The organism is Arthrobacter sp. MDT2-16 (genome assembly GCF_054510925.1).
On the sequence record NZ_JBTNDP010000001.1, the window covers coordinates 105,945 to 126,102 of the forward strand.

At 70.7% G+C, this 20,158-nt stretch carries 16 protein-coding genes; 8 read left to right on the plus strand and 8 right to left on the minus strand.

Features of this window, described 5'->3' with window-relative positions; translation table 11 throughout:
• The first annotated feature begins 2 nt into the window (after positions 1-2).
• Together coaA and ACX80N_RS00475 are read left to right on the plus strand one after the other, a co-directional pair.
• On the plus strand, positions 3-980 hold the full coding sequence (gene coaA / locus ACX80N_RS00470) for a type I pantothenate kinase (RefSeq protein ID WP_459337878.1): 978 nt from the start codon (positions 3-5) through the stop codon (positions 978-980).
• A gap of 2 nt (positions 981-982) precedes the next feature.
• Positions 983-1,909, plus strand: coding sequence for a M15 family metallopeptidase (locus tag ACX80N_RS00475; protein ID WP_459337879.1), 927 nt, complete (start codon positions 983-985; stop codon positions 1,907-1,909).
• An 11-nt stretch (positions 1,910-1,920) separates the two neighbouring features.
• Here ACX80N_RS00475 and ACX80N_RS00480 read toward each other — a convergent pair whose 3' ends face one another.
• On the minus strand, positions 1,921-2,652 hold the full coding sequence (locus ACX80N_RS00480) for an SDR family NAD(P)-dependent oxidoreductase (protein WP_459337880.1): 732 nt from the start codon (positions 2,650-2,652) through the stop codon (positions 1,921-1,923).
• A 295-nt stretch (positions 2,653-2,947) separates the two neighbouring features.
• Between ACX80N_RS00480 and ACX80N_RS00485 the strand changes: the two genes are divergently transcribed.
• From ACX80N_RS00485 to ACX80N_RS00495, 3 genes are read left to right on the plus strand one after another with little or no spacing between them, the layout of a single operon-like run.
• The gene (locus ACX80N_RS00485) at positions 2,948-4,360 is read left to right on the plus strand and encodes an MFS transporter (protein ID WP_459337881.1); all 1,413 of its coding nucleotides are present in this window, start codon (positions 2,948-2,950) and stop codon (positions 4,358-4,360) included.
• A gap of 3 nt (positions 4,361-4,363) precedes the next feature.
• Positions 4,364-6,520, plus strand: a complete 2,157-nt coding sequence (locus ACX80N_RS00490) for a molybdopterin oxidoreductase family protein (RefSeq protein ID WP_459337882.1) — start codon at positions 4,364-4,366, stop codon at positions 6,518-6,520.
• Complete coding sequence (locus tag ACX80N_RS00495) at positions 6,517-8,085, plus strand: FAD-dependent oxidoreductase (RefSeq protein ID WP_459337883.1); 1,569 nt, start codon at positions 6,517-6,519, stop codon at positions 8,083-8,085. Before ACX80N_RS00490 ends, ACX80N_RS00495 begins: the two co-directional genes overlap by 4 nt.
• Positions 8,086-8,310: 225 nt before the next feature.
• On the opposite strand, the gene ACX80N_RS00500 is transcribed toward ACX80N_RS00495, so the two are convergent.
• From ACX80N_RS00500 to nirB, 3 genes are read right to left on the minus strand one after another with little or no spacing between them, the layout of a single operon-like run.
• On the minus strand, positions 8,311-9,432 hold the full coding sequence (locus ACX80N_RS00500) for a uroporphyrinogen-III synthase (protein ID WP_459337884.1): 1,122 nt from the start codon (positions 9,430-9,432) through the stop codon (positions 8,311-8,313).
• Positions 9,429-10,469 carry a uroporphyrinogen-III C-methyltransferase gene (gene cobA, locus ACX80N_RS00505; RefSeq protein ID WP_459337885.1) on the minus strand — a complete coding sequence of 347 codons (1,041 nt, stop codon included), beginning with the start codon at positions 10,467-10,469 and terminating at the stop codon, positions 9,429-9,431. The genes ACX80N_RS00500 and cobA overlap by 4 nt, the downstream gene beginning before the upstream one ends.
• Positions 10,470-10,472: 3 nt before the next feature.
• Positions 10,473-13,151 (minus strand): nitrite reductase large subunit NirB, encoded by a 2,679-nt coding sequence (nirB, locus tag ACX80N_RS00510; protein ID WP_459337886.1) that lies wholly within the window; start codon positions 13,149-13,151, stop codon positions 10,473-10,475.
• Between the two features lie 224 nt (positions 13,152-13,375).
• Between nirB and nirD the strand changes: the two genes are divergently transcribed.
• Positions 13,376-13,738 carry a nitrite reductase small subunit NirD gene (nirD, locus tag ACX80N_RS00515; protein ID WP_105032894.1) on the plus strand — a complete coding sequence of 121 codons (363 nt, stop codon included), beginning with the start codon at positions 13,376-13,378 and terminating at the stop codon, positions 13,736-13,738.
• Positions 13,739-13,756: 18 nt separating this feature from the next.
• The gene (locus tag ACX80N_RS00520; protein WP_459337887.1) at positions 13,757-14,569 is read left to right on the plus strand and encodes a sirohydrochlorin chelatase; all 813 of its coding nucleotides are present in this window, start codon (positions 13,757-13,759) and stop codon (positions 14,567-14,569) included.
• 47 nt (positions 14,570-14,616) lie between these two features.
• Here the strand turns inward: ACX80N_RS00520 and glmM are convergent, their stop codons facing one another.
• The 4 genes from glmM to ACX80N_RS00540 form a co-directional block, all read right to left on the minus strand.
• Complete coding sequence (gene glmM, locus ACX80N_RS00525; protein WP_459337888.1) at positions 14,617-15,975, minus strand: phosphoglucosamine mutase; 1,359 nt, start codon at positions 15,973-15,975, stop codon at positions 14,617-14,619.
• Between the two features lie 259 nt (positions 15,976-16,234).
• On the minus strand, positions 16,235-16,732 hold the full coding sequence (gene rpsI, locus ACX80N_RS00530; protein WP_105032897.1) for a 30S ribosomal protein S9: 498 nt from the start codon (positions 16,730-16,732) through the stop codon (positions 16,235-16,237).
• A gap of 40 nt (positions 16,733-16,772) precedes the next feature.
• The gene (gene rplM, locus ACX80N_RS00535; protein WP_105032898.1) at positions 16,773-17,216 is read right to left on the minus strand and encodes a 50S ribosomal protein L13; all 444 of its coding nucleotides are present in this window, start codon (positions 17,214-17,216) and stop codon (positions 16,773-16,775) included.
• A 270-nt stretch (positions 17,217-17,486) separates the two neighbouring features.
• Positions 17,487-19,619 (minus strand): putative bifunctional diguanylate cyclase/phosphodiesterase, encoded by a 2,133-nt coding sequence (locus tag ACX80N_RS00540; protein WP_459337889.1) that lies wholly within the window; start codon positions 19,617-19,619, stop codon positions 17,487-17,489.
• 257 nt (positions 19,620-19,876) lie between these two features.
• On the opposite strand from ACX80N_RS00540, the gene ACX80N_RS00545 reads away from it, so the two are divergent.
• Positions 19,877-20,080 (plus strand): Flp family type IVb pilin, encoded by a 204-nt coding sequence (locus tag ACX80N_RS00545; protein WP_459337890.1) that lies wholly within the window; start codon positions 19,877-19,879, stop codon positions 20,078-20,080.
• The last annotated feature ends 78 nt before the right edge of the window (positions 20,081-20,158 follow it).

The following is a 20,158-nucleotide window of genomic DNA, read 5'->3' on the forward strand; positions in this document are numbered from 1 at the left end:
AGGTGAGTGACACGAGCACGGGGACGCAGCAGGCCACCAGTGCCGAATCCGTCACACCCTTCGTCGAACTGGACCGGCAGATGTGGTCCCGCCTGGCGAACGAGATCACGAGTCCGCTGAACGTCGAGGACGTGCAGCGCCTGCGAGGCCTCGGGGACGCTCTGAACCTCGACGAGGTGCGCGAGGTGTACCTTCCCCTCTCCCGCCTGCTGAACCTCTACACCGCCGCCGCGGGACAGCTCCACGCCGCGACGAACACCTTCCTCGGGGAGACCACCGCCAGGACGCCCTTCGTGATCGGCGTCGCCGGTTCGGTGGCGGTGGGCAAGTCGACGACGGCGAGGGTGCTGCGCGAGCTCCTGCGGCGCTGGCCGGACACCCCGAACGTGGAACTCGTCACCACCGACGGATTCCTCTACCCCAATGCGGAACTCGAACGGCGCGGCCTCATGCAGCGCAAGGGGTTCCCCGAGTCCTACGACCGCCGGCGCCTGCTGCGTTTCGTCAGCGAGGTCAAGAGCGGCGCCGCCGAGGTCCGGGCGCCGTGGTACTCGCACCTCACGTACGACATCGTGCCCGGCCGGGAGGTCGTGGTGCGACGCCCGGACGTCCTGATCATCGAGGGCCTCAATGTCCTTGCACCCGCGCGTCCGCGGACGGACGGCATCACGGGACTGGCCGTGAGCGACTTCTTCGACTTCTCCATCTACGTGGACGCGAAGACCACGCACATCGAGCAGTGGTACATCGACCGTTTCCAGTCGCTCCGCTCGAGTGCTTTCGCCGATCCGGAGTCCTACTTCCACCGGTACGCCAACCTCAGCGACGAGGAGGCACGGCGTACCGCCCGTGGCATCTGGGAGCGCATCAACGAGCCCAACCTGGTGACCAACGTGCTCCCCACCCGCGGCCGTGCCCGGCTGGTCCTCACCAAGGACGCCGACCACTCCGTGCGTCGCATGCTGCTCCGGAAGACCTGATCATGCGCGTCACGACGTTCGCGGCGAGCGCGCTCCTCGTGGTGGCATTGTCGGCGTGCTCCGGCCCTGCCCCGACCGCGGCGGCCCCGACCGGCACGGCCGCGTCGTCGGTGGGCATTCCCGGCCCTGCCCCGACCGCGGCGGGGCCGACCGGCACGGCCGCGGCGTCGGCGGGCGCCCCGGAAGCGACCCCGGAGTCAGGGCCGGGTGCTACATCGGATCCCGCCGCTGGGCCGACGCACGGCGGGCTTCCCGCTCCACTCCAGCGCGAACCGGCACCCGCTCCCAGCACCTCGGGGGCGGCGGCGAGCCCGGAGGCGACTCCCCCGGCCACCGGTGCGCACGCCGATCCCCGTGCCGTCGACGTCGTGGTCAACAAGCGCCGCCCCCTCGTGCCCCTGGACTTCGCACCCGCCGAGCTGCGCCGACCCGGCGTCGCGACAGCCACCGACAACGCGCTGCTGCGCCCCGACGTCTCCACGGCCGTCGAGGAGATGTTCGCGGCGGCCGCAGCGGACGGCGTCGGCCTGACTCTCGTCAGCGGCTACCGTTCCTATGCGAACCAGGAATCCACGTACGCCTCGTGGGTGGCCCAGTACGGCGACGCGGCAGGAGCCGACACCGTCTCGGCGCGGCCCGGCTACTCCGAGCACCAGACGGGCCTCGCGTTCGACGTCGGGCAGGCCGACGGCGCGTGCACGCTGGTCCTGTGCTTCCGCGACACCCCTGCGGCCCAGTGGGTGGCCGCCAGGGCCGCCGACTACGGATTCATCCTCCGGTACCCGCTGGGCTACCACGAGATCACGGGCTTCTCCGCGGAGTCCTGGCACTTCCGGTACGTCGGCAAGGACGTCTCACTCGCCATGAAGGCAGCCGGCACGCAGACGCTCGAGGAGCACTTCGGGCTTCCCGCAGCACCCTCGTACTGACCGGCATCCCTTCACCTGCCGGGCAGGGCCACCCCGGTCTCCCCTGCCAGGGTCCGGAGCAGACGGTCCTGGAAGTGCTCGTCATGCACGGCCCCGTGGGGCTCGCGCCGTTGCCGGTGATACCAGTACCCGCCGCTCGCGAGCACCCCGGGATCATCGCTCGTCGCCAGCCAGATCTGGGTCTCGTGGCCGAGGTCGAGGTCGTCGGGCGCATTCGGCCCGCCCATCCGAGTGGGCACCCATCCGGGGTCGACGGCGTGGACCAGCAGATCCGGACGCAGCCGTGCGAGGGCTGCGACGAGCGTGGTGACGAAGAGTTTGCTGTCGCCGTAGGAACCGGCCGTGGTCCCGCGCCAGTCCACGCCGTCGAGCACCGGGTGTCCGCCGTAGTGCGAGCCGCTGCTGAGATAGATGTGCCGGCGCGGGCCGTCGATCAGCGCCGTCAGGAGGTACGGCGCGATCACGTTGACCGGCATCACGGCGCGACCGGTATGGACGCCGGCATTGTGGATGATGGCGTCCAGCGGATCCTGCTCGGTCAGTTCGGCCGCGATCCGCACCACGGCCTCCCGGTCCTCGAAGTCGCCCACCACGAGACCTGCTCCCCGTGCTGTCAGCGCGTCGAGGGCAGCCGCACGATCCGCGGTGCGGGCGTGCGCCACGACGTCGTGTCCTGTCGCCAGGAGGGTCTCCACCGCCGTTCGCCCGAGACCGTCGGTCGAACCCGTCACCAGTATCCTCATGCTCTTCCCTCCTCCTGGGACCGGGCATCCTCCGAGCGTCGCCCACCCCGCCGTCGGATGCCCGCCTCGGGCCCTCGCGTGGGCACCCTGCGCCCAGCATCGTCCGCCACCGGAGAGTCCGCAACACAGTACTGCTGCCGGATTCCCGCCACCCGCGACGCCGAGCCGACCTCACGGCGCCGTCCGGGCACCGATAGGTGAACGTCACGGGACGTTTACGCAGGACGCCGCGGACGGAAACGCGCGCTCACTAGCGTCGGGGGAAAGCAGCCACACCGGCCCCTGGAGGACTCCCGTGAGCATCGACGAAGCAGCATCCCCCGCTCTGGCGACAGCGGCTCCCGCACCTGCCCCGAGCGCACCGCCCCTCGCCCACCGCCCCGGCCGCTGGATCGACAACTGGGACGCCGAGGACACCGACCAGTGGAACAGCGTCGGCAGGCCCATCGCCCGGCGCAACCTGCAGTGGTCGATCGCCTGCGAGTTCCTCGGATTCGTGGTCTGGCAACTGTGGTCGATCGTCGTGGTGTACCTGCCGGCGGCGGGCTTCACCTTCTCCACCTCGCAGATCTTCTGGCTGATCTCCATGCCGTCCCTCGTCGGGGCGACACTGCGCATCCCCTACACGTTCATGGTGCCGAGGCTGGGCGGCAGGAACTGGACCATCGTCTCCGCCCTGCTCCTGCTGATCCCCACCATCGGTCTCGGGCTGTGCGTCTCGAACCCGGAGACCCCCTTCGGGGTGATGCTCACCGTGGCGGCGCTCGCAGGATTCGGCGGCGGCAACTTCGCGAGCTCGATGGCGAACATCACCTTCTTCTACCCCGCCCGCGAGAAGGGATGGGCACTCGGCCTGAACGCGGCGGGCGGCAACCTCGGCGCCGCCGTCGCGCAGCTGGTGGTGCCCATCGTCATCGCCCTCGGCGCTGCGGCGACACTGGACCTTCCCCTCGCCGGCTGGATCTGGGTGCCCCTGATCCTCGCCGCCGCCTTCGGTGCCTGGAGGTTCATGGACAACCTGTCGAGCGCCAGGAGTGATCTCGCGGGGTCGCTCGCGGCCGTCCGGGAACCGCACCTGTGGATCATGGCGCTGCTCTACATCGGCACGTTCGGGTCCTTCATCGGATTCGCCGGTGTCTTCCCCAAACTGATCGTCGACTCCTTCCCCGCCTTCTCGACGATCGCCATGGGACCTGCCACGCTGTCCCTCGCATTCCTCGGTCCCCTGGTCGGATCCCTCGCCCGGCCCTTCGGCGGACGCCTCGCCGACCGCTTCGGCGGAGCGGTGATCACCGTCTGCGCCTTCGCGGTGATGGCCGCGATCGCCCTCTCCGTCGTCTGGACGCTCCCCCTGGCGAACTTCTGGCTCTTCCTCGGCCTCTTCCTCGTCCTCTTCGCGGCGGCCGGTGCGGGCAACGGAGCGACCTACCGCATGATCCCGGTCATCTTCGCCCGGCGGGGAGCCGCAGTGGGCTCCGAGCTCCGCGAATCGGTCAGCACCGCCCGCAAGTCCGCCGCTGCCCTCGGACTCATCTCGGCGGTCGGCGCCTACGGCGGCTTCCTCATCCCGCAGGTCCTCAACGCCTCGAAGGGCGCCTCCGGCAGTTACGACGGAGCGTTCTACGGCTTCGTCGGCGGGTACGTCCTGATGCTCGCCGTCACCTGGTTCTTCTACCTCCGCCGCTCCTCGACACTCGGCAAGGTCTGACCGATGCAGCAGGCAGGGACCGGACAGCCCACGCACTGCCCCTACTGCGCCCTCCAGTGCGCCATGACGGTCACCGCAGGCTCGCACGACGGCGGCGCCCGCGTCGATGCCCGCGACTTCCCCACCAACAGGGGCGGGTTGTGCCGCAAGGGCTGGTCCGCAGCCGAGCTGCTCGATCACCCGGACCGTCTCACCGCGCCGCTGGTCCGCGGTGCCGGCGGCGTCCTGCGGGAGGCCTCCTGGGACACCGTCCTGCGCCTCGTCAGCGACCGCGTCCGGAGCATCCAGGCCCGGCACGGCCGGGACGCCGTCGCCGTGTTCGGGGGCGGCGGGCTCACCAACGAGAAGGCCTACACGCTCGGCAAGTTCGCCCGCCTCGCACTGCGCACCTCGCGGATCGACTACAACGGCCGATTCTGCATGTCCTCCGCCGCGGCCGCCGGCAACCGGGCGTTCGGCGTCGACCGGGGACTCCCCTTCCCCCTCGAGGACCTCGGCGCCGCCTCCGTGGTCCTGCTCCTCGGCTCCAACGCGGCGGACACCATGCCGCCCTTCATCCAGCACCTGCGGGGAGCGCAGGCCGCGGGCGGGCTGGTGGTCGTCGACCCCCGGCGCTCCGCCACCGCCCGGCTCACCGACCAGGGCCGGGGCGTCCACCTCCAGCCCACGCCGGGCACGGACCTCGCCCTCCTCCTGGGCCTCGCCCACGTCGTGGTGGCGGAGGGCCTGGAGGACCGGCGCTTCCTGGAGGCGCGCACCACAGGGTACGACGACGTCGCGCGCGGCCTCGCGCGGTGGTGGCCCGAACGCGTGCAAGGCGTCACGGGTGTTCCCGCGGCCTCCCTGCGCGCGGTGGCGAGGCTCCTCGCCGAGGGCGCCCGGCGCGGAGCGGACGGCGGACCCGGGGCCTACATCCTGACGGGGCGCGGGATCGAGCAGCACGCCGACGGCACCGACACCACGACCGCCGCGATCAACCTCTCGCTGCTCCTCGGGCTGCCGGGCACAGCGCACAGCGGCTACGGGACGCTGACGGGCCAGGGCAACGGGCAGGGTGGCCGGGAGCACGGACAGAAGTCCGATCAGCTGCCCGGATACCGGAAGATCACCGACCCCGTGGCCCGCGCCCACGTCGCCGCCGTCTGGGGCGTCCCGGAGGAGTCGATCCCCGGGCCAGGCCTCCCCGCCGTCGAACTCCTCGGCACGCTCGGGAAGCCGGGCGGCACGCGCTGCCTGTTCGTGCACGGGGCCAATGTCGCCGTCTCCGCGCCCGACGCCGCCTCCGTCATCGACGGCCTGCGCTCCCTCGACCTCCTCGTCGTGTCGGACTTCTTCCTGTCGGAGACCGCCGCGCTGGCGGACGTGGTCCTGCCGGTCCTGCAGTGGGCGGAGGAGGAGGGCACGGTGACGAACCTGGAGGGCAGGGTCCTGCGCCGGCGCGCGGCCGTCGAACCGCCCCCCGGCGCCCGCAGCGAGCTCTGGATTATGCAGGAACTCGCGCGGCTGCTGGATGCACCCTCCCTGTTCAGCGAGGACCCGTCGACCATGTTCGACGAGCTCACCCGGGCGAGCGCCGGTGGCATCGCGGACTATTCGGGACTCGACTACCGCGTGCTCGACGGCGGTGCCCCGGCGTACTGGCCGTACCCGGCGGGCAGCACGGGCACGCCGCGGCTGTTCCGCGACGCCTTCGCCCACGCCGGCGGGCGGGCCGTGCTGGTCCCCGTCGTCCCGCCGGCCGACGCCGCCGCGGCCCGCGGACCGGCGCCGCTGCTCCTGGCCACGGGCCGGCTCCTCGAGCACTACCAGTCCGGTACGCAGACGCGCCGCGTTCCGGCGCTGCTCGCGGCACAGCCGTCCGCGCGACTCCAGATCCATCCGTCGACCGCACAGGACCTCGGCATAGCCCAGGGCGACCCCGTCGTCGTGACGAGTCGCCAGGGCGAGGCGCGCGCGCTGGCGGATCTCACCCCCGAGATCCGGCAGGACACGGTCTTCCTGGCCTTCCACTTCGCCGATGCCGGCTCCGCGAACCGCCTGACGGGGAGCACCACCGATCCGGTGTCGGGCATGCCGGAGTTCAAGACGACGGCCGTCAGCGTGGCACGAGTGGTCCCCGCCGACCCGGTGCGCGCCGTCGGACTGGAGGTCGTCGCATGAACGGCCCTGCTTCCTCCCTGCCGTCCCGCGTCGTCGTCGTCGGCTTCGGACCCGTCGCGGCACGGCTCGTCGAGCACCTCGAATCGCTCGTCGCCGCGGGACTGGTCGCGCTGACGATCATCGGGCAGGAGCCCGACGCCGCCTACAACCGGGTGCTCGTGGCCGATCTCGCCGTCGGCCGCACCCGGGAAGCCGCCATCCGGCTCGCGGACGCCCCCGCGCTCCGGGCCGCGGGCATCGACGTGCGCCTGGGAGCCCGCGTCGTCCGGGTGGATCGGCCCTTCCGGCGCGTGTTGCTGGACGACGGCGCGGCCATAAACTACGACCGCCTGGTCCTCGCGACCGGGTCGCGGCCCGTCCGCCCGCGCCTGGACGGGTTGGAGACACCCGCCGGGCGGGAGGAGTCCGACGACGCGCTCCTCCCGCCCGGTGTCAGCTTCCTCCGCGACCTCTCCGACGCCCGTGCGGTCGCCTCCGCGCTCGCCGCGCGGCAGCGGATCGTGGTGCTGGGCGGCGGCATCCTCGGCATCGAGGCCGCCCTCGCAGCCGCGGAGGAGGGCGGGCGGGTGACCCTCGTCCACACCGGCCGTTCCCCCATGGAACGGCTCCTCGGGGTAGGCTCACGGGTCCTGGCGACAGCACTGCGGGAAGCCGGCATCACGGTCGTGGCCGGTGTCTCGGCAGGGATCGATCTGGAGGACGGACGGTTCGCGGGCGTCAGGCTGGAGGGGGGCGCGCGGGTCGACGGCGGTGCGCTCGTGCTCGCCTGCGGCGTGCGCCCGCGCACGGAGCTCGCCGAGGGCTGCGGCCTCGCCGTCGCGGACGGTGTCCTCGTGGACCATACGCTGCGCGCCGTCGGCACGGACGACATCTGGGCGATCGGCGACTGCGCGGAGGTGTGCTGCCTCCGCAGTTCCTGCACGGTGTGCGCCGGCCCCACCGCGCCGCAGGGCCTCATCGGCCCGGGCTGGCAGCAGGCGGACGAGCTTGGTGCCGCGCTGGTCGCGGAGCTGTCGGGGAACGGTACCGGGGCCGGCAGCACGCGGAACAGGCACATCGAGCCCGTCGGACGGCGCGAGCCCGTCATCGTGCTGAAGGCCCGGGGCGTCGACGCCGTCGTCGCGGGCGAGACGGACGCCGACCCCTGGACGGTGGAGCCCGGACTCACCGTGGCGGAGTGGGCCGACCCGGGACACGGACGCTACGCGAAGATGGTCACCCGCGACGGCGTGCTCACCGGACTCGTCTGCGTGGGCATGCCGCGCACGGGTGCCGAACTGGTGCTTCTGTTCGAGCGCGGCAGCGAGCTCCCCGCGGACCGCTCCAGCCTGCTGCGCCTCGACAGCGCCGAAGGACTGCTGGCCGCATCGCCTCCCGGACCGGCCGCCACCCTGTGCCGCTGCGCGGGGATCACCCGCGGCACGGTGCAGGAGTCCGTGGCCGCGGGCTGCGCCTCCGTGCGGGACGTCTCCTCGTCCACCCGGGCGGGAACCGGGTGCGGCGGGTGCCACGAGGACATCCGCGCCGTCATCGAAGAGCACTTCGCAGCGCCGGTGGCGTCATGACGCGGACATCGTCCGAGGGTCCACGACGCGGCAGCGCCGGTGCGACGCCGGTTGCCGCCCGGCCGCCCGTGGGACGCGGCAACCACGCCATGACGCCGGTTGCCGCTCGGAACCCCGTGCGCCATGCTGAGGACCGCGCGGACGGGCACGCCCGCTGCGTCCGACACCTGCACCCCTGCAGAATGCCCACAGGGCCGGAGTCGCAGGAACCCGGCGCTGCCGGCGTCAGACGTGCAGCCGGTACCCGCGTTTGACGACCGTCTCGACCAGGGCCGGGTCGGGCAGCGACTTCCGCAGGCGGTTCACGCTCATGTCCAGTGCATGGCCTGCACCGGCCGGGGCGAGGAGGGTGGTCAGTGCCTCGCGGCTGAGGACCGCCCCGCGCGCCGACAGCAGGGCCTTGAAGAGCACCAGCTGGGCGGGTGCGAGGTCCACCTGGACGTCATCCACCCGGACCGACCGGCCGCGCACCTCGACGTGGCCCGAGCGTGTGCGGAGCTGCTCCACGTGGTGCTCGGCGAGGTGGTCGCAGACGAGCCGGATCAGGGCGCCCATGCGGAACCGTTCGGGGACGAGCGGCGTGATGCCGGCGTCGAGCAGGGGCTGGGCGGTCACCGGTCCCACGGCGGCGGCGAGGACGCCCTGCCGGAACCGCTGGACGAGGTCCTCCTGCATGCCCTGCTCGGCGGCGGTGCTGAACAGGGCGTCCACCGCGGGCGCGCTGGTGAACGTGACACAGTCGAGCTGCCCCGCGCACACCGCCTCGATGAGGCGGGGCAGCCGTTCCGAGCCCTCCGGTTTGATCCACCGGTAGGGCGTGACGGTGAGCAGAGTGGCGCCCGCGTCCCGGAGCCGTTCGAGCTGGTGTTCGTCCGCGTAGGCGTGCAACTGGACGCCTACGGTGAGTCCCGCGAGGTCCTCCTGCAGGAGCTGGTCCACGAGGGTCGCCGTCGTCTCGTCGGAACTGATGCCGACGTCGTCCAGGCCGGCCGCCCGCACCGCTCCCCTGGCCTTCGGACCACGGACGTGGATCCTGCCGCTCCCGAGCACGTCGAGGAGGTCGTCGCCCAGCCCCGCGGCGTCGGCGGCCTCGAACCAGCGGCGCATCCCGTACGCGGTGGTGATGACGAAGAGATCCGGTCGGGCGGACACCATGGCGGCCGTGTCCGCGAGGAGGGCCACGTCCTCGGCGATCGGGGCGATCTTCAGCGCCGGCGCATGGAACACCGACGCCCCTCGCCGCTCGAGCGCGTCGATCAGGTCACCCGACCGGCGGTCCGAGGTCACGCCGATGCGGAAGCCTGCCAGCTGACCGCCTGCTCCGTCGGGACGGATGGTCTCACTCATGATGCGAGCGACTCGGTGAGTCGCGCGAGGTGTGCGGCGCTGCCCTGCAGCTCGAGCCCCACGCGTACCACCTCGCCGATGACCAGGACCGCTGGCGACTGGCAGCGTGCGGTGCCGGCGTCCGTGACGATCGTCGCCAGGGTCCCCGACGTCGTCCGCTGCGATGCGCTGTACCCGCGCTCGACGACGGCGACCGGCATGTCGGGGCGCATCCCCGCCCGGCCGAGACCTGCGACGAGCTGTGGCAGTGTGGAGACGCCCATGAGGACCACGATGGTCCCGCCGAGGCCCGCGAGGTGGAGGTGCTCCTCGTCGGTCAGGGGCGCATGCCCGGACGCCACCGTGAACAGGTGGCTGACCCCCCGGTGCGTGACCGGGATGCCGGCGGCCGCCGGGACGGCGATCGACGAGCTGATGCCCGGCAGCACCGTGCAGGGCACGCATGCCTCAAGGCACGCGGCGAGCTCCTCGCTCCCGCGTCCGAACACGAAGGGGTCGCCGCCCTTCAGCCGGACGACGTGCCGTCCGGCGCGGGCGTGCTGCACCAGCAGTGCGTTGATGCCCGCCTGCGGCACGCGGTGGTGGCCGGGCAGCTTCCCGACGTCGACGAGCTCCGCCGACGGTGCGATCTCGGCCAGCGAGTCCGTGGGACCGAGCCGGTCGTAGAGGACCACATCGGCGTCCCTCAGCGCGGCGGCCGCATCCAGGGTCAGGAGTCCCCGGGCCCCGGGGCCGCCGCCGACCAGGCTCACGTGACCGGTGTCGGATGCGGCCGCTTCCCGGATCAGGAGTGCACCGGCGTCCCGGCACCGCTGCCGCAGGACCGTATCGGCGTCGTCCCCGGGGCTCGGCGTGCCCGTGCCCGCCACCCTGACCACGAGGGTGGCGCCGTCCAGCGCGCTGCTGGCCGAGGGGAGCGTGTCGAAGCGATCCACGTCGGCTCCCGAGGCGCGATACCGGGCGACGACGCGCCGCGACGCGCCGGGGTGTCCGAGGACCACCACGCGGCGTCCGGTCAGGTCGATGTCGAGGTGCACGGTTCAGTCCTCCAGGCTTCCTGGTGCCGGTCCCGTCGGGACGCGCACGGGGATCACTGCTCCCAGGCCCACGCGGGCGGCTCCCGCGTCGATCTCCTCCTGCGTGGCGGGGCGGCGCTGGCCGCGCTCCTCGACGAGCACGATCGACTGGTCGGCGGCGTCCGGGGCGTTGACGAAGGACCGGAAGCGGCGGAGCCTGTCCGGGTCCCTGAGGGTGGCGGCCCACTCGTCCTCGTAGTGCTCGACGTGGCGGGCCATCGCGGCCTCGAGGTCCGCGGCGATCCCGAGGGAATCATCGATGACGACGTCGCGCACGTGGTCGAGGCCCCCCTCGAGGTCGTCCATCCACCGCGCGGTCCGCTGCATCCGGTCGGCGGTGCGGATGTAGTACATGAGGTAGCGGTCGATGTACCGGATGAGGGTCGGCCCGTCGAGGTCCTGTGCGAGGAGCTGGGCGTGCGCGGGCTGGAAGCCCCCGTTCCCTCCGACATAGAGGTTCCAGCCCTGATCGGTGGCGATCACGCCGACGTCCTTGCTCCGGGCCTCGGCACACTCGCGGGCACACCCCGACACGCCCATCTTGAACTTGTGCGGCGCCCGCAGCCCGCGGTACCGCAGCTCGAGGTCGATCGCCATCGCCACGGAGTCCTGCACCCCGAACCGGCACCAGGTCGACCCCACGCAGGACTTCACGTTCCGCAGCGCCTTGCCGTAGGCCTGCCCGGACTCGAACCCGGCCTCCACGAGGATCTTCCAGATCTCGGGCAGCTGCTCCAGCCGGGCGCCGAAGAGGTCGATCCGCAGTGCGCCCGTCAGTTTCACGTAGAGGCCGAACTGCTCGGCGACCTGCGCGATGACCGCCAGCTTCTGCGGGGTGATCTCGCCGCCGGGGATGCGGGGCACCACGGAGTAGGTGCCATTGCGCTGCATGTTCGCGAGCGCGCGGTCGTTCGTGTCCTGCAGGGTCCCCCGTCCGCCGTCGAGCACGTACTCCCCCCGCTGGGTGGCGAGGATGGAGCCGATCGCCGGCTTGCAGATGTCGCAGCCGTGTCCGGCCTTCGCCTCCTCCGACGCCCCGAAGCGCAGCAGGATCTCCTGGAAGGATGCGAGGTCGAGGGCCTGGATGGCCTCGAACAGTTCGGGCCGCGACATCGCGAAGTGCTCGCAGATCCCCTTGGGGACGGTGCGTCCAGCCTTCGTGAGTTCGCTGTCGAGCAGCTTCTTCAGCATCGGGACGCACGAGCCGCACTGGGTCCCGGCACGCGAGCAGGCCTTCAGGGAGGGCATGTCGAGCGCCGGCTCCCCCTCGGAGCCGTCCGTGCCCAATCCGTGGACCGCGGACCGGCAGGCGCCGGCCGTCACGTTGTTGCAGGAGCAGAGGATGACGTCGTCGGGCAGTTCCGACGGCGGGGCGTCGCCTCCGCCGGCCGACGAGAGGTAGGCGCCGGGTTCCGCGGGCAGTTCACGGCCCAACAGTGGCCGCAGGGCGGAGTACGGCGCGGCATCGCCCACGAAGATGCCGCCGAGGAGCGTCCTCGCGTCGTCGGTGACCACGAGCTTCTGGTAGAGCCCCCGGGCAGGGTCGGCGTAGACGATCTCGAGGCTGCCCTCGGACTCCGCGAGCGCGTCCCCGAAACTCGCGACCTCGACGCCCGAGAGCTTGAGCTTGGTGGCGGTGTCGAAGCCGGGGAAGGTCGAGACCCTCCCGAGGATGCCGTCCGCGCAGACCTCGGCCATGGCATTCGCCGGAGCCACCAGGCCCATGCTGACGCCGTCGTAGCTCGCCACCTCCCCGATCGCCCACACGCCGGGCATCGATGTCTCGCAGGCCGCGCTGATCACCACACCGCCGCGGGGCGCAACCTCGAGCCCTGCGGCACGGGCGAGCTCGTCGCGCGGCCGGATGCCGACGGCGAACACCACGAGGTCGGACGGGAGGACGGTCCCGTCACCCAGGGCCACGCCCGTGACGCCGCCGTCGTCGTCCGTCTGAATGGCGACGGGCGCTCCTCCGCAGTGGATCCCCAGCCCCTTGGCACTGATCAGCCTGCCGAGAGCCTGGCCGCCGCCCTGGTCCAGTTGTGCATTCATGAGCCAGCCGGCTCGGTTGACCACGGTGGACGCGGCGCCGAGCTGCTGGAGCCCGCCGGCGGCTTCGAGGCCGAGGAGCCCGCCCCCGATGACGACTGCGCGGGGTTCCCTGCCGAGGCCTGCCGCGAGCCGGGACGTCTCGGAGCGCAGCCACTGCACGTCGTCGAGGGTCCGGTAGACCGCGGCGTGCTCAGCACCCGGCAGGGGCAGGCGCACGGCGTCCGATCCCGTTGCCAGCACGACGTCGTCGTAGGCATACTTCTCACCGGACGCCCCTTCGACGCACCGTGCCGCGACGTCGAGGCGGACAGCCCGCTCCCCTGTCACGAGCCGGATCGCCGGCTCCCGCCACATCAGCGGCTCCCCGAGTCCGAGGTCCACCTCGCCGGTCAGCGCGGTGCTCAGCGCGACACGGTCGTAGGGGGCATGGGCCTCCTCGGCCAGCACGGTGATGTGCAGCCCGTCCATGCCGCGCCGCCACAGTGCCTCGACGAACCGATGGGCAGCAGGCCCACCGCCGACGACGACGACGCGCCGCGGTTGCGACGCGGCACCCGTCTCGGCGTGCCGGGCTGATCGGGTCTCGCTCATGGAGTGCCTTCCGTCCGGACCGGGGAGCTCCCGCTCGTCCCTCCACGGTACGAAGGGCCAATTTCCCGCATGTGTCGCCGATGTGTCGCGAGGTTAACTTCGGGCTCACCGGCCGGAGCGTCCACCGTGAGGTGGTCGTTACCGGGGGGCAACAGCGCCGGGACGTCGACGACATATCGACGGCCTAGCGTTGAAGGAACTCATCCGCCACCGAGGAGAACGCCATGACCGAGCTCATCCTGCAGCGTCCTGCCCCCTCGAGCACGAGGTGGGCGGCCGTCTGCCGCCTCGACGACCTCGAGGAGTGCTGGGGCGAGGCCGCGCTGGTGGGCCGGGAGCAGATCGCCCTGTTCCGGCTGCCCGGGGATCAGGTGCACGCCGTGGGCAACATCGATCCGCGGACGCGGGCTGCCGTGATGGCTCGGGGGATCGTCGGGTCGCGGGGGTCACTGGCGACGATCGCCTCGCCCCTCCACAAGGAGGTCTACGACCTTGCGAGCGGAGCGTGCCTGTCAGGAGGCGAGGGTCTCGGTGCCTATCCGGTGCGGTGCGTCGACGGCGTCGTCGAGGTCTGTATTGCCGCCTGAGCCGTGCACGGTGCTTCAATGGCTGCCATGACCGCGAACCCTGCGCCGGGCGCCCTCCCCGTCCTCATCGCCTGTTCCCACGGCACCGACAACGCGCAGGGTCGGCGTGAGATCGACGCGGTGCGCGCACGGATCCGTGCGCTCCGTCCGGATGTGGAGGTACTCGAGGCCTATGTGGACGTGCAGGAGCCGGACCTCGTGCACGTGGTCGCCTCCCTTCCGGCAGGTCGTCCGGCCGTCATCGTGCCGCTGCTGCTCTCCGTCGGCTACCACGTCAAGGTGGACATCGCCCGGGCCGCGGGCGGCAGGCCCGGCACGGTGTCAGCTCTTCCGCTGGGCCCGGATCCGCGCCTGGCCCGAGTACTGCAGCAGCGGCTGACCGAGGCAGGGGTGGCCGACTCGGACGCCGTGGTGCTGGCCGCCGCGGGATCCTCCGACGCCTGTGCCGCGGAGGACGTCGCCGAGGTTCGGGCTGCGCTCACCGGGCTCAGGACCGGCCGGGTACGCGCAGGGTTCGGCTCGAAGGCGGTCCCGTCCGTCCCTGACGCCGTGACGGCCGAGCGAGCTGGCTCGATGCAGTCGCCGGTCGCGGTGGCGTCCTACCTGCTGGCTCCCGGCTACTTCCACGACCAGCTCACGAAGGCCCGCGCCGACGTCGTGACTGCTCCGCTGCTCCCGAGTCCGGTGATCGCGGAGATCGCCCTGTCACGGTACGACGACGCCGTCCGGCGCCTGCTCGCCGGGTCTTCCCACGGTGCGGGCGACTGCGACCGGCCGTGCCGGGCCCTGGTCTCGTCGTGCGTGCGCAGTGGCGCCTCCCTGGTGGGCTGACGGCTCCGGGTGGAGCAGTGGGCCCCGAGGTCGGCGTGACCGTCGGGTCAGACCGCCGGCTCGAGCGACAGCCGCTCCTGGACCGTCGCGGCGAGCTCTTCGGCGATGCGCTGGGCCGTCGCGGTATCGGCGGCCTCGACCATCACGCGCACCACGGGTTCGGTGCCGGAGGGACGCAGCAGCACCCTCCCGGTCTCGCCCAGGACGGCTTCGGCCTGACGGACGGCGTGCTGGACACCCTCATCCGTGCTGGCGGCGCTGCGATCCACGCCCCGGACGTTGATGAGCACCTGCGGGAGCTTCGTCATGACGGCGGCCAGTTCCTTGAGGCTCTTGCCGGTCGCGACGATGCGGGCGGCGAGCTGGAGGCCCGTGAGAACGCCGTCGCCGGTGGTCGCGTACTCACCGAAGATGACGTGACCGGACTGCTCGCCGCCGAGGCTGAAGTCGCCGTCGCGCATGCCCTCGAGGACGTAGCGGTCCCCGACGGCGGTCTCCTTGAGGTTGATGCCCGCTTCCCGCAGGGCGATCTTCAGTCCGAGGTTGCTCATCACGGTGGCCACGAGCGTGTCGTCCTTGAGCTTTCCCGCATCCCTCATGGCCAGGGCCATGACGGCCATGATCTGGTCGCCGTCCACCACGGTGCCCTCGTGGTCCACGGCGAGGCAGCGGTCCGCGTCGCCGTCGTGGGCGACGCCGAGGTCGGCCCCGTACTCGAGGACCGCGGCCTGCAGCTTCTCCAGGTGGGTGGAGCCGTAGCCGTCGTTGATGTTCACGCCGTCGGGATCGGCACCGATGACCACGATCTCCGCGCCCGCGTTCCGGAACACCTCGGGCGAGCAGCCACTGGCCGCGCCGTGTGCGCAGTCGAGGACGATCGTCAGCCCTTCGAGCCGGTTGGGCAGCGTCTGGAGCAGATGGACCACGTAGCGGTCCTCGGCGTCGGCGAAGCGCTTGATGCGTCCCACGTCGCCGGCCACCGGGCGGCGCACCACACTGGCCATCTCGTCCTCGATGGCGTCCTCGAGTGCGTCGCTGAGTTTGTTGCCGCCCCGGGCGAGGAACTTGATGCCGTTGTCCGGTGCCGGGTTGTGGGAGGCGGAGATCATGACGCCGAAGTCGGCGTCGAGATCGGCGACGAGGAAGGCCGCGGCCGGCGTGGGCAGCACCCCGGCGTCGTAGACGTCGATGCCGGAACTGGCGAGGCCCGCTTCGACAGCGGCCGCGATGAACTCGCCGCTGATGCGGGGGTCGCGGGCGATGACGGCGGTGGGGCGGCGCCCGCCCTCGACGGCGTTGTGGCCGAGGACGACGGCTGCGGCCTGGGCCAGCTGGAGGGACAGTTCTGCCGTGATCAGGCCGTTGGCCAGGCCACGCACGCCGTCGGTGCCGAATAACTTGCTCATCGTTGATCATCCTAAGTGGAAAGCCTGAGACCGGGTGGGCCTCCTACAGGTTAAAGCAAGAAGCCCGTCCGGGAGCCCGGACGGGCTTCTGCGCGTGTCCCCTGTGACGAAAAATTGAGACCCGGCCCATGCTTTGGAGCATGGGGCCAGGCGCCGAATCCTGCCGCGAAGCTCCACGGAGCGTGGAGCCGAGCGGCAAATGCCGCTGAGGGGACCCGGAGAAGATCGCGCCGGCGATCTTCTCCGGGGTAAGCGGCAGTTACCGCTTGGAGTACTGAGGGGCCTTGCGTGCCTTCTTGAGACCGGCCTTCTTGCGCTCGATGACGCGGGCGTCACGGGTCAGGAAGCCTGCCTTCTTGAGGGCGGGGCGGTTGTTCTCGCGGTCGATCTCGTTCAGCGTGCGCGCAACACCGAGGCGGAGGGCACCGGCCTGGCCGGAGGGTCCACCACCGTGGATGCGGGCGATGACGTCGTAGGCGCCGTCGAGCTCGAGGAGCTTGAACGGGTCGTTGACTTCCTGCTGGTGCAGCTTGTTCGGGAAGTAGTCGGCGAGCTCGCGCCCGTTGACGATCCACTTGCCGGTGCCGGGGACGAGGCGCACGCGGGCGACAGCTTCCTTGCGGCGTCCGACGGCTCCGCCGCCGACGGTCAGCGCGGGACGCTCCTTGACGGCGGTCTCGCCACCTTCGGTGGACTCTGAGGTGTAGCTCGTGAGCTCCTCAGTAGGGTCGTTCAGCTCTTCAGTGTTCTCAGCCACGGTTCTCCTTGAAGTGATTTCTTAGTACTGGTGGCCAGGACTACTGGGCGACCTGAGTGATTTCGTACGTGGTGGGCTGCTGCGCAGCATGGGGGTGCTCGGCGCCGCGGTAGACCTTCAGCTTGCCGATCTGCTGGGCGGCGAGCGAGTTCTTGGGGAGCATGCCACGGATGGCCTTCTCGACTGCGCGCTCCGGGTTCTTGTCCAGGAGTTCCACGTAGCTGGTGGACTTGAGGCCGCCCGGGTAACCCGAGTGGCGGTATGCCCGCTTCTGCTCGAGCTTGGAGCCGGTGAGGGCTACTTTTTCAGCGTTGATGATGATGACGAAATCGCCCATGTCCATGTGGGGAGCGAAGGTCGGCTTGTGCTTTCCGCGGAGCAGGATTGCGGTCTGGCTGGCAAGACGGCCGAGGACGACGTCGGTTGCATCGATTACGTGCCACTGGCGGGTGATGTCGCCTGGCTTCGGGGTGTACGTACGCACGGTTATGGCCTTCGTTTCTATTTCGGTGTCGCCCGCGATTCCGGAGATCTCCGTACCCGCGGGCTCAGCTTATTCATGCGCTACCGGAACTTCAGGTGAGGGCTGAAATACGACCAGTCATCCCGTAAATCTCGGCTCCGCCCCCGGGCCAGGTGGTTCTGCAACTGAACCGCTCCGTGGGGCGCAGACGTATCGAGCTGGGATACGCACAACGACTACCAAGAATAGCGTGCCGTACGGTGCCCGGTCAAAACAGAGCGGCGGCGGCGATCAGCCGGCGGCTGCCGGCTGCGTCCGGCCTGCATCCGGACGGCTCATGCCCCCTGTGAGCCACGCACCGGCGTCCCCCACATGCATGGGGCGAGCCCAGAGGAAGCCCTGCGCCGCACCGATCTCGAGCCGCTCGAGCTCGCGGAGCTGACCCGGCGTCTCCACTCCCTCGGCGACGACATCGAGGCCGAGCGCCGAGGCCATCATGGTGATCGCGGCGACGATGGGTCGTGCGTGGAGGTCACCGCCTCCCAGACCGTCCACGAAGGAGCGATCGATCTTCAGACTGGTGACGGGGAGCCGGCTGAGGTAGCTCAGCGACGAGTATCCGGTGCCGAAGTCGTCGATCGACAGCCCTACGCCCAGCGCGCGAAGCCGTGTGAGCGTGACCATCGAGCATTCCACGTTCTTCAGCAGCGCTGACTCCGTGATCTCGAGCTCCACGGCCGACGGATCGATACCGGCCTCCGTGATCGCGTCAGCCACCGTGTCGAAGAGACAAGGATCCTGCAGTTGACGTGCCGAGAGGTTGACGGCGACGCGCAGCCCGGAAGCTCCCGGCACCTGGGACCGCCAGTGCTGCGTCTGGGCGAGTGCGTTGACCAGCACCCACCTGCCGATGGACACGATGAGCCCCGTCTCCTCGGCAACCGGGATGAAGTCGCAGGGGGACACCAGCCCGTGTCTGGGGTGCCTCCATCGAAGGAGAGCCTCGAAGGCCAGGGGCACCTCCCTGACCACATCGACGATCGGCTGGTAGTACACCTCGAGCTCGCCGCGCTCGATCGCACGCGGTAGCTGCGATCCGATGTCGAGCCGAGCTCCGGCGCGGCGATGCATCGAGCTCTCGAAGACGACGCCGTCGATGCGACCGGTGTCCTTCGCGGAGTACATCGCCGTGTCCGCCTGATGGAGCAGTGCTTCCGCGGTGTCCGCACTCGAGGACAGCGCGATGCCGATGCTCACGCTGACGAACAACTCATGGCCGAGCAGATCGAACGGAACCTGGACCTCGGCCGCGATCCGCCGGGCGAGGTCATGGACCTCCCCCTGGCCCACGCCGCTGCAGACGATGACGAACTCGTCGCCGGCGAAACGAGCGAGCGTGTCGGTGGGACGCACGGCGCTGCGAAGACGGGCGGCGAGCTGGATGAGGAGGCTGTCACCTGCAGCATGCCCCAGCCCGTCATTGACCACCTTGAACCGGTTGACGTCGAGGAACAGCACGCCCACCTGGGTACCGTTCTGTCGGGCCTCCTCCAGCACGCGCTCGATGCGGTTCGTCAGGAGCGCCCGATTCGCCAGGCCAGTCAACGGGTCCTGGAACGCCTGACGTTCGAGGGCTTCCTCGGCGAGCTTCCGCTCGGTGATGTCGACGACGGTCTCGAGGAGCCGGACCAGGACACCGTCCCGGTGTTCGGCGGCGGCGCTCGTGTGGACCCAGCGCACCTCTCCACTCGGCCGCAGGATCCGGTGAACCAGCTTGAAGGGTGGCCCGCCCGACTCGAGGTCATGCCAGACCTGCCGCACCCGCTCCCGGTCCTCGGGGTGCAGCACCGAGAGCCACAGCTCCTCGGTCGGGTCCGGGATGATCGGGAGGCCGTGAATACGGAAGTACTCGTCCGACCACCACCGGTGTCCGGTCAGCATGTTCAGTTCCACGGACCCGACGTGCGCCAACTCCTGCGCGAAGGCCAGTCGATCCCGTTCGTGTTCAGCGGCGGTCCGTTTCCGCTGGGCCTCGGTGATGTCACGTGCCACTGCGGAGGAGCCGATCACTCGGCCGTCGTCGTCGAGGACCGGAGAAAGGGTGAGGGACAGCTCGATGAGCGAGCCGTCCCGGTGCCGCGCGACGACTGCCTGCCCGATGATCGGTTTTCCGCCGGCCAGCCCGGAGCGCAGGGTGCCTTCGACGTCCATGGCTCCGGTGGGCGTCAGCATTCCGACGCTGCGGCCGATGGCTTCCTCGGCCGTATACCCGTAGATCTTCTCGGCGCCCGCGTTCCAACTGGTGATGATCCCGTCCAGGTCGGCACCGTTGATCGCATCGTCCGACGCCTCCACCAGCGCTGCGAGCAGGCGCACGTGCTCGAGCTCTGACGCAGCATCGTTCGGCGTGGAAGGAGAGACCATTCCGCCAGTGTAGGTGGGGTGCAACTCGTCTCAACGGGTGCGTCGAGTTCCTTGGCAGAACCGGTGTCTTGCAGCGTTGTCCTCGCTTCGACCTGCGTTCGTACGTCGGTCGAACGCAGCGTTGGCGCAGGAAAACTGCAGGCAGGGCAGGCTTGGCGCAGGATCAGGGATTTGTCGGTATAGCGGCTTGCCGAGGCGCTAGTTTTTGAGCACATCCGGCGCTGGGCCGGAGATACCCCGTCACTCAGGAGTTCCTCATGTTCGCTCACCTTGCAGCTAGCCTGCACACCCTCGGTTTCACCGTCCAGGCCCGCCTCCGCCGCGACGAGGCCGGCGCCACCGCGGTCGAGTACGGCATCATGGTCGCGCTCATCGCCGTGGTCCTGATCGTCGGAGTCGGCGCTTTCGGCACGTCTCTGAACGGGTTCTTCTCTGGACTCTTCACAAAGCTCAAGCTCTAGCAGGTATCCAACGGAATCGTAGTCACACGCACTTGGCGGCGACCGTGAGGTTGCCGCCAAGTGCTCCGAAGGGACAAC

Bases quoted from the DNA above. Each gene is read 5' to 3' on its own strand.
- ACX80N_RS00500 (WP_459337884.1), bottom strand. From the start codon at position 9,432: ATGAGTGAGACCATCCGTCCCGACGGAGCAGGCGGTCAGCTGGCAGGC.
- nirB (WP_459337886.1), bottom strand. From the start codon at position 13,151: ATGAGCGAGACCCGATCAGCCCGGCACGCCGAGACGGGTGCCGCGTCG.
- nirD (WP_105032894.1), top strand. From the start codon at position 13,376: ATGACCGAGCTCATCCTGCAGCGTCCTGCCCCCTCGAGCACGAGGTGG.
- ACX80N_RS00540 (WP_459337889.1), bottom strand. From the start codon at position 19,619: ATGGTCTCTCCTTCCACGCCGAACGATGCTGCGTCAGAGCTCGAGCAC.
- ACX80N_RS00480 (WP_459337880.1), bottom strand. From the start codon at position 2,652: ATGAGGATACTGGTGACGGGTTCGACCGACGGTCTCGGGCGAACGGCG.
- ACX80N_RS00475 (WP_459337879.1), top strand. From the start codon at position 983: ATGCGCGTCACGACGTTCGCGGCGAGCGCGCTCCTCGTGGTGGCATTG.
- ACX80N_RS00545 (WP_459337890.1), top strand. From the start codon at position 19,877: ATGTTCGCTCACCTTGCAGCTAGCCTGCACACCCTCGGTTTCACCGTC.
- ACX80N_RS00495 (WP_459337883.1), top strand. From the start codon at position 6,517: ATGAACGGCCCTGCTTCCTCCCTGCCGTCCCGCGTCGTCGTCGTCGGC.
- ACX80N_RS00490 (WP_459337882.1), top strand. From the start codon at position 4,364: ATGCAGCAGGCAGGGACCGGACAGCCCACGCACTGCCCCTACTGCGCC.
- glmM (WP_459337888.1), bottom strand. From the start codon at position 15,975: ATGAGCAAGTTATTCGGCACCGACGGCGTGCGTGGCCTGGCCAACGGC.
- ACX80N_RS00520 (WP_459337887.1), top strand. From the start codon at position 13,757: ATGGCTGCCATGACCGCGAACCCTGCGCCGGGCGCCCTCCCCGTCCTC.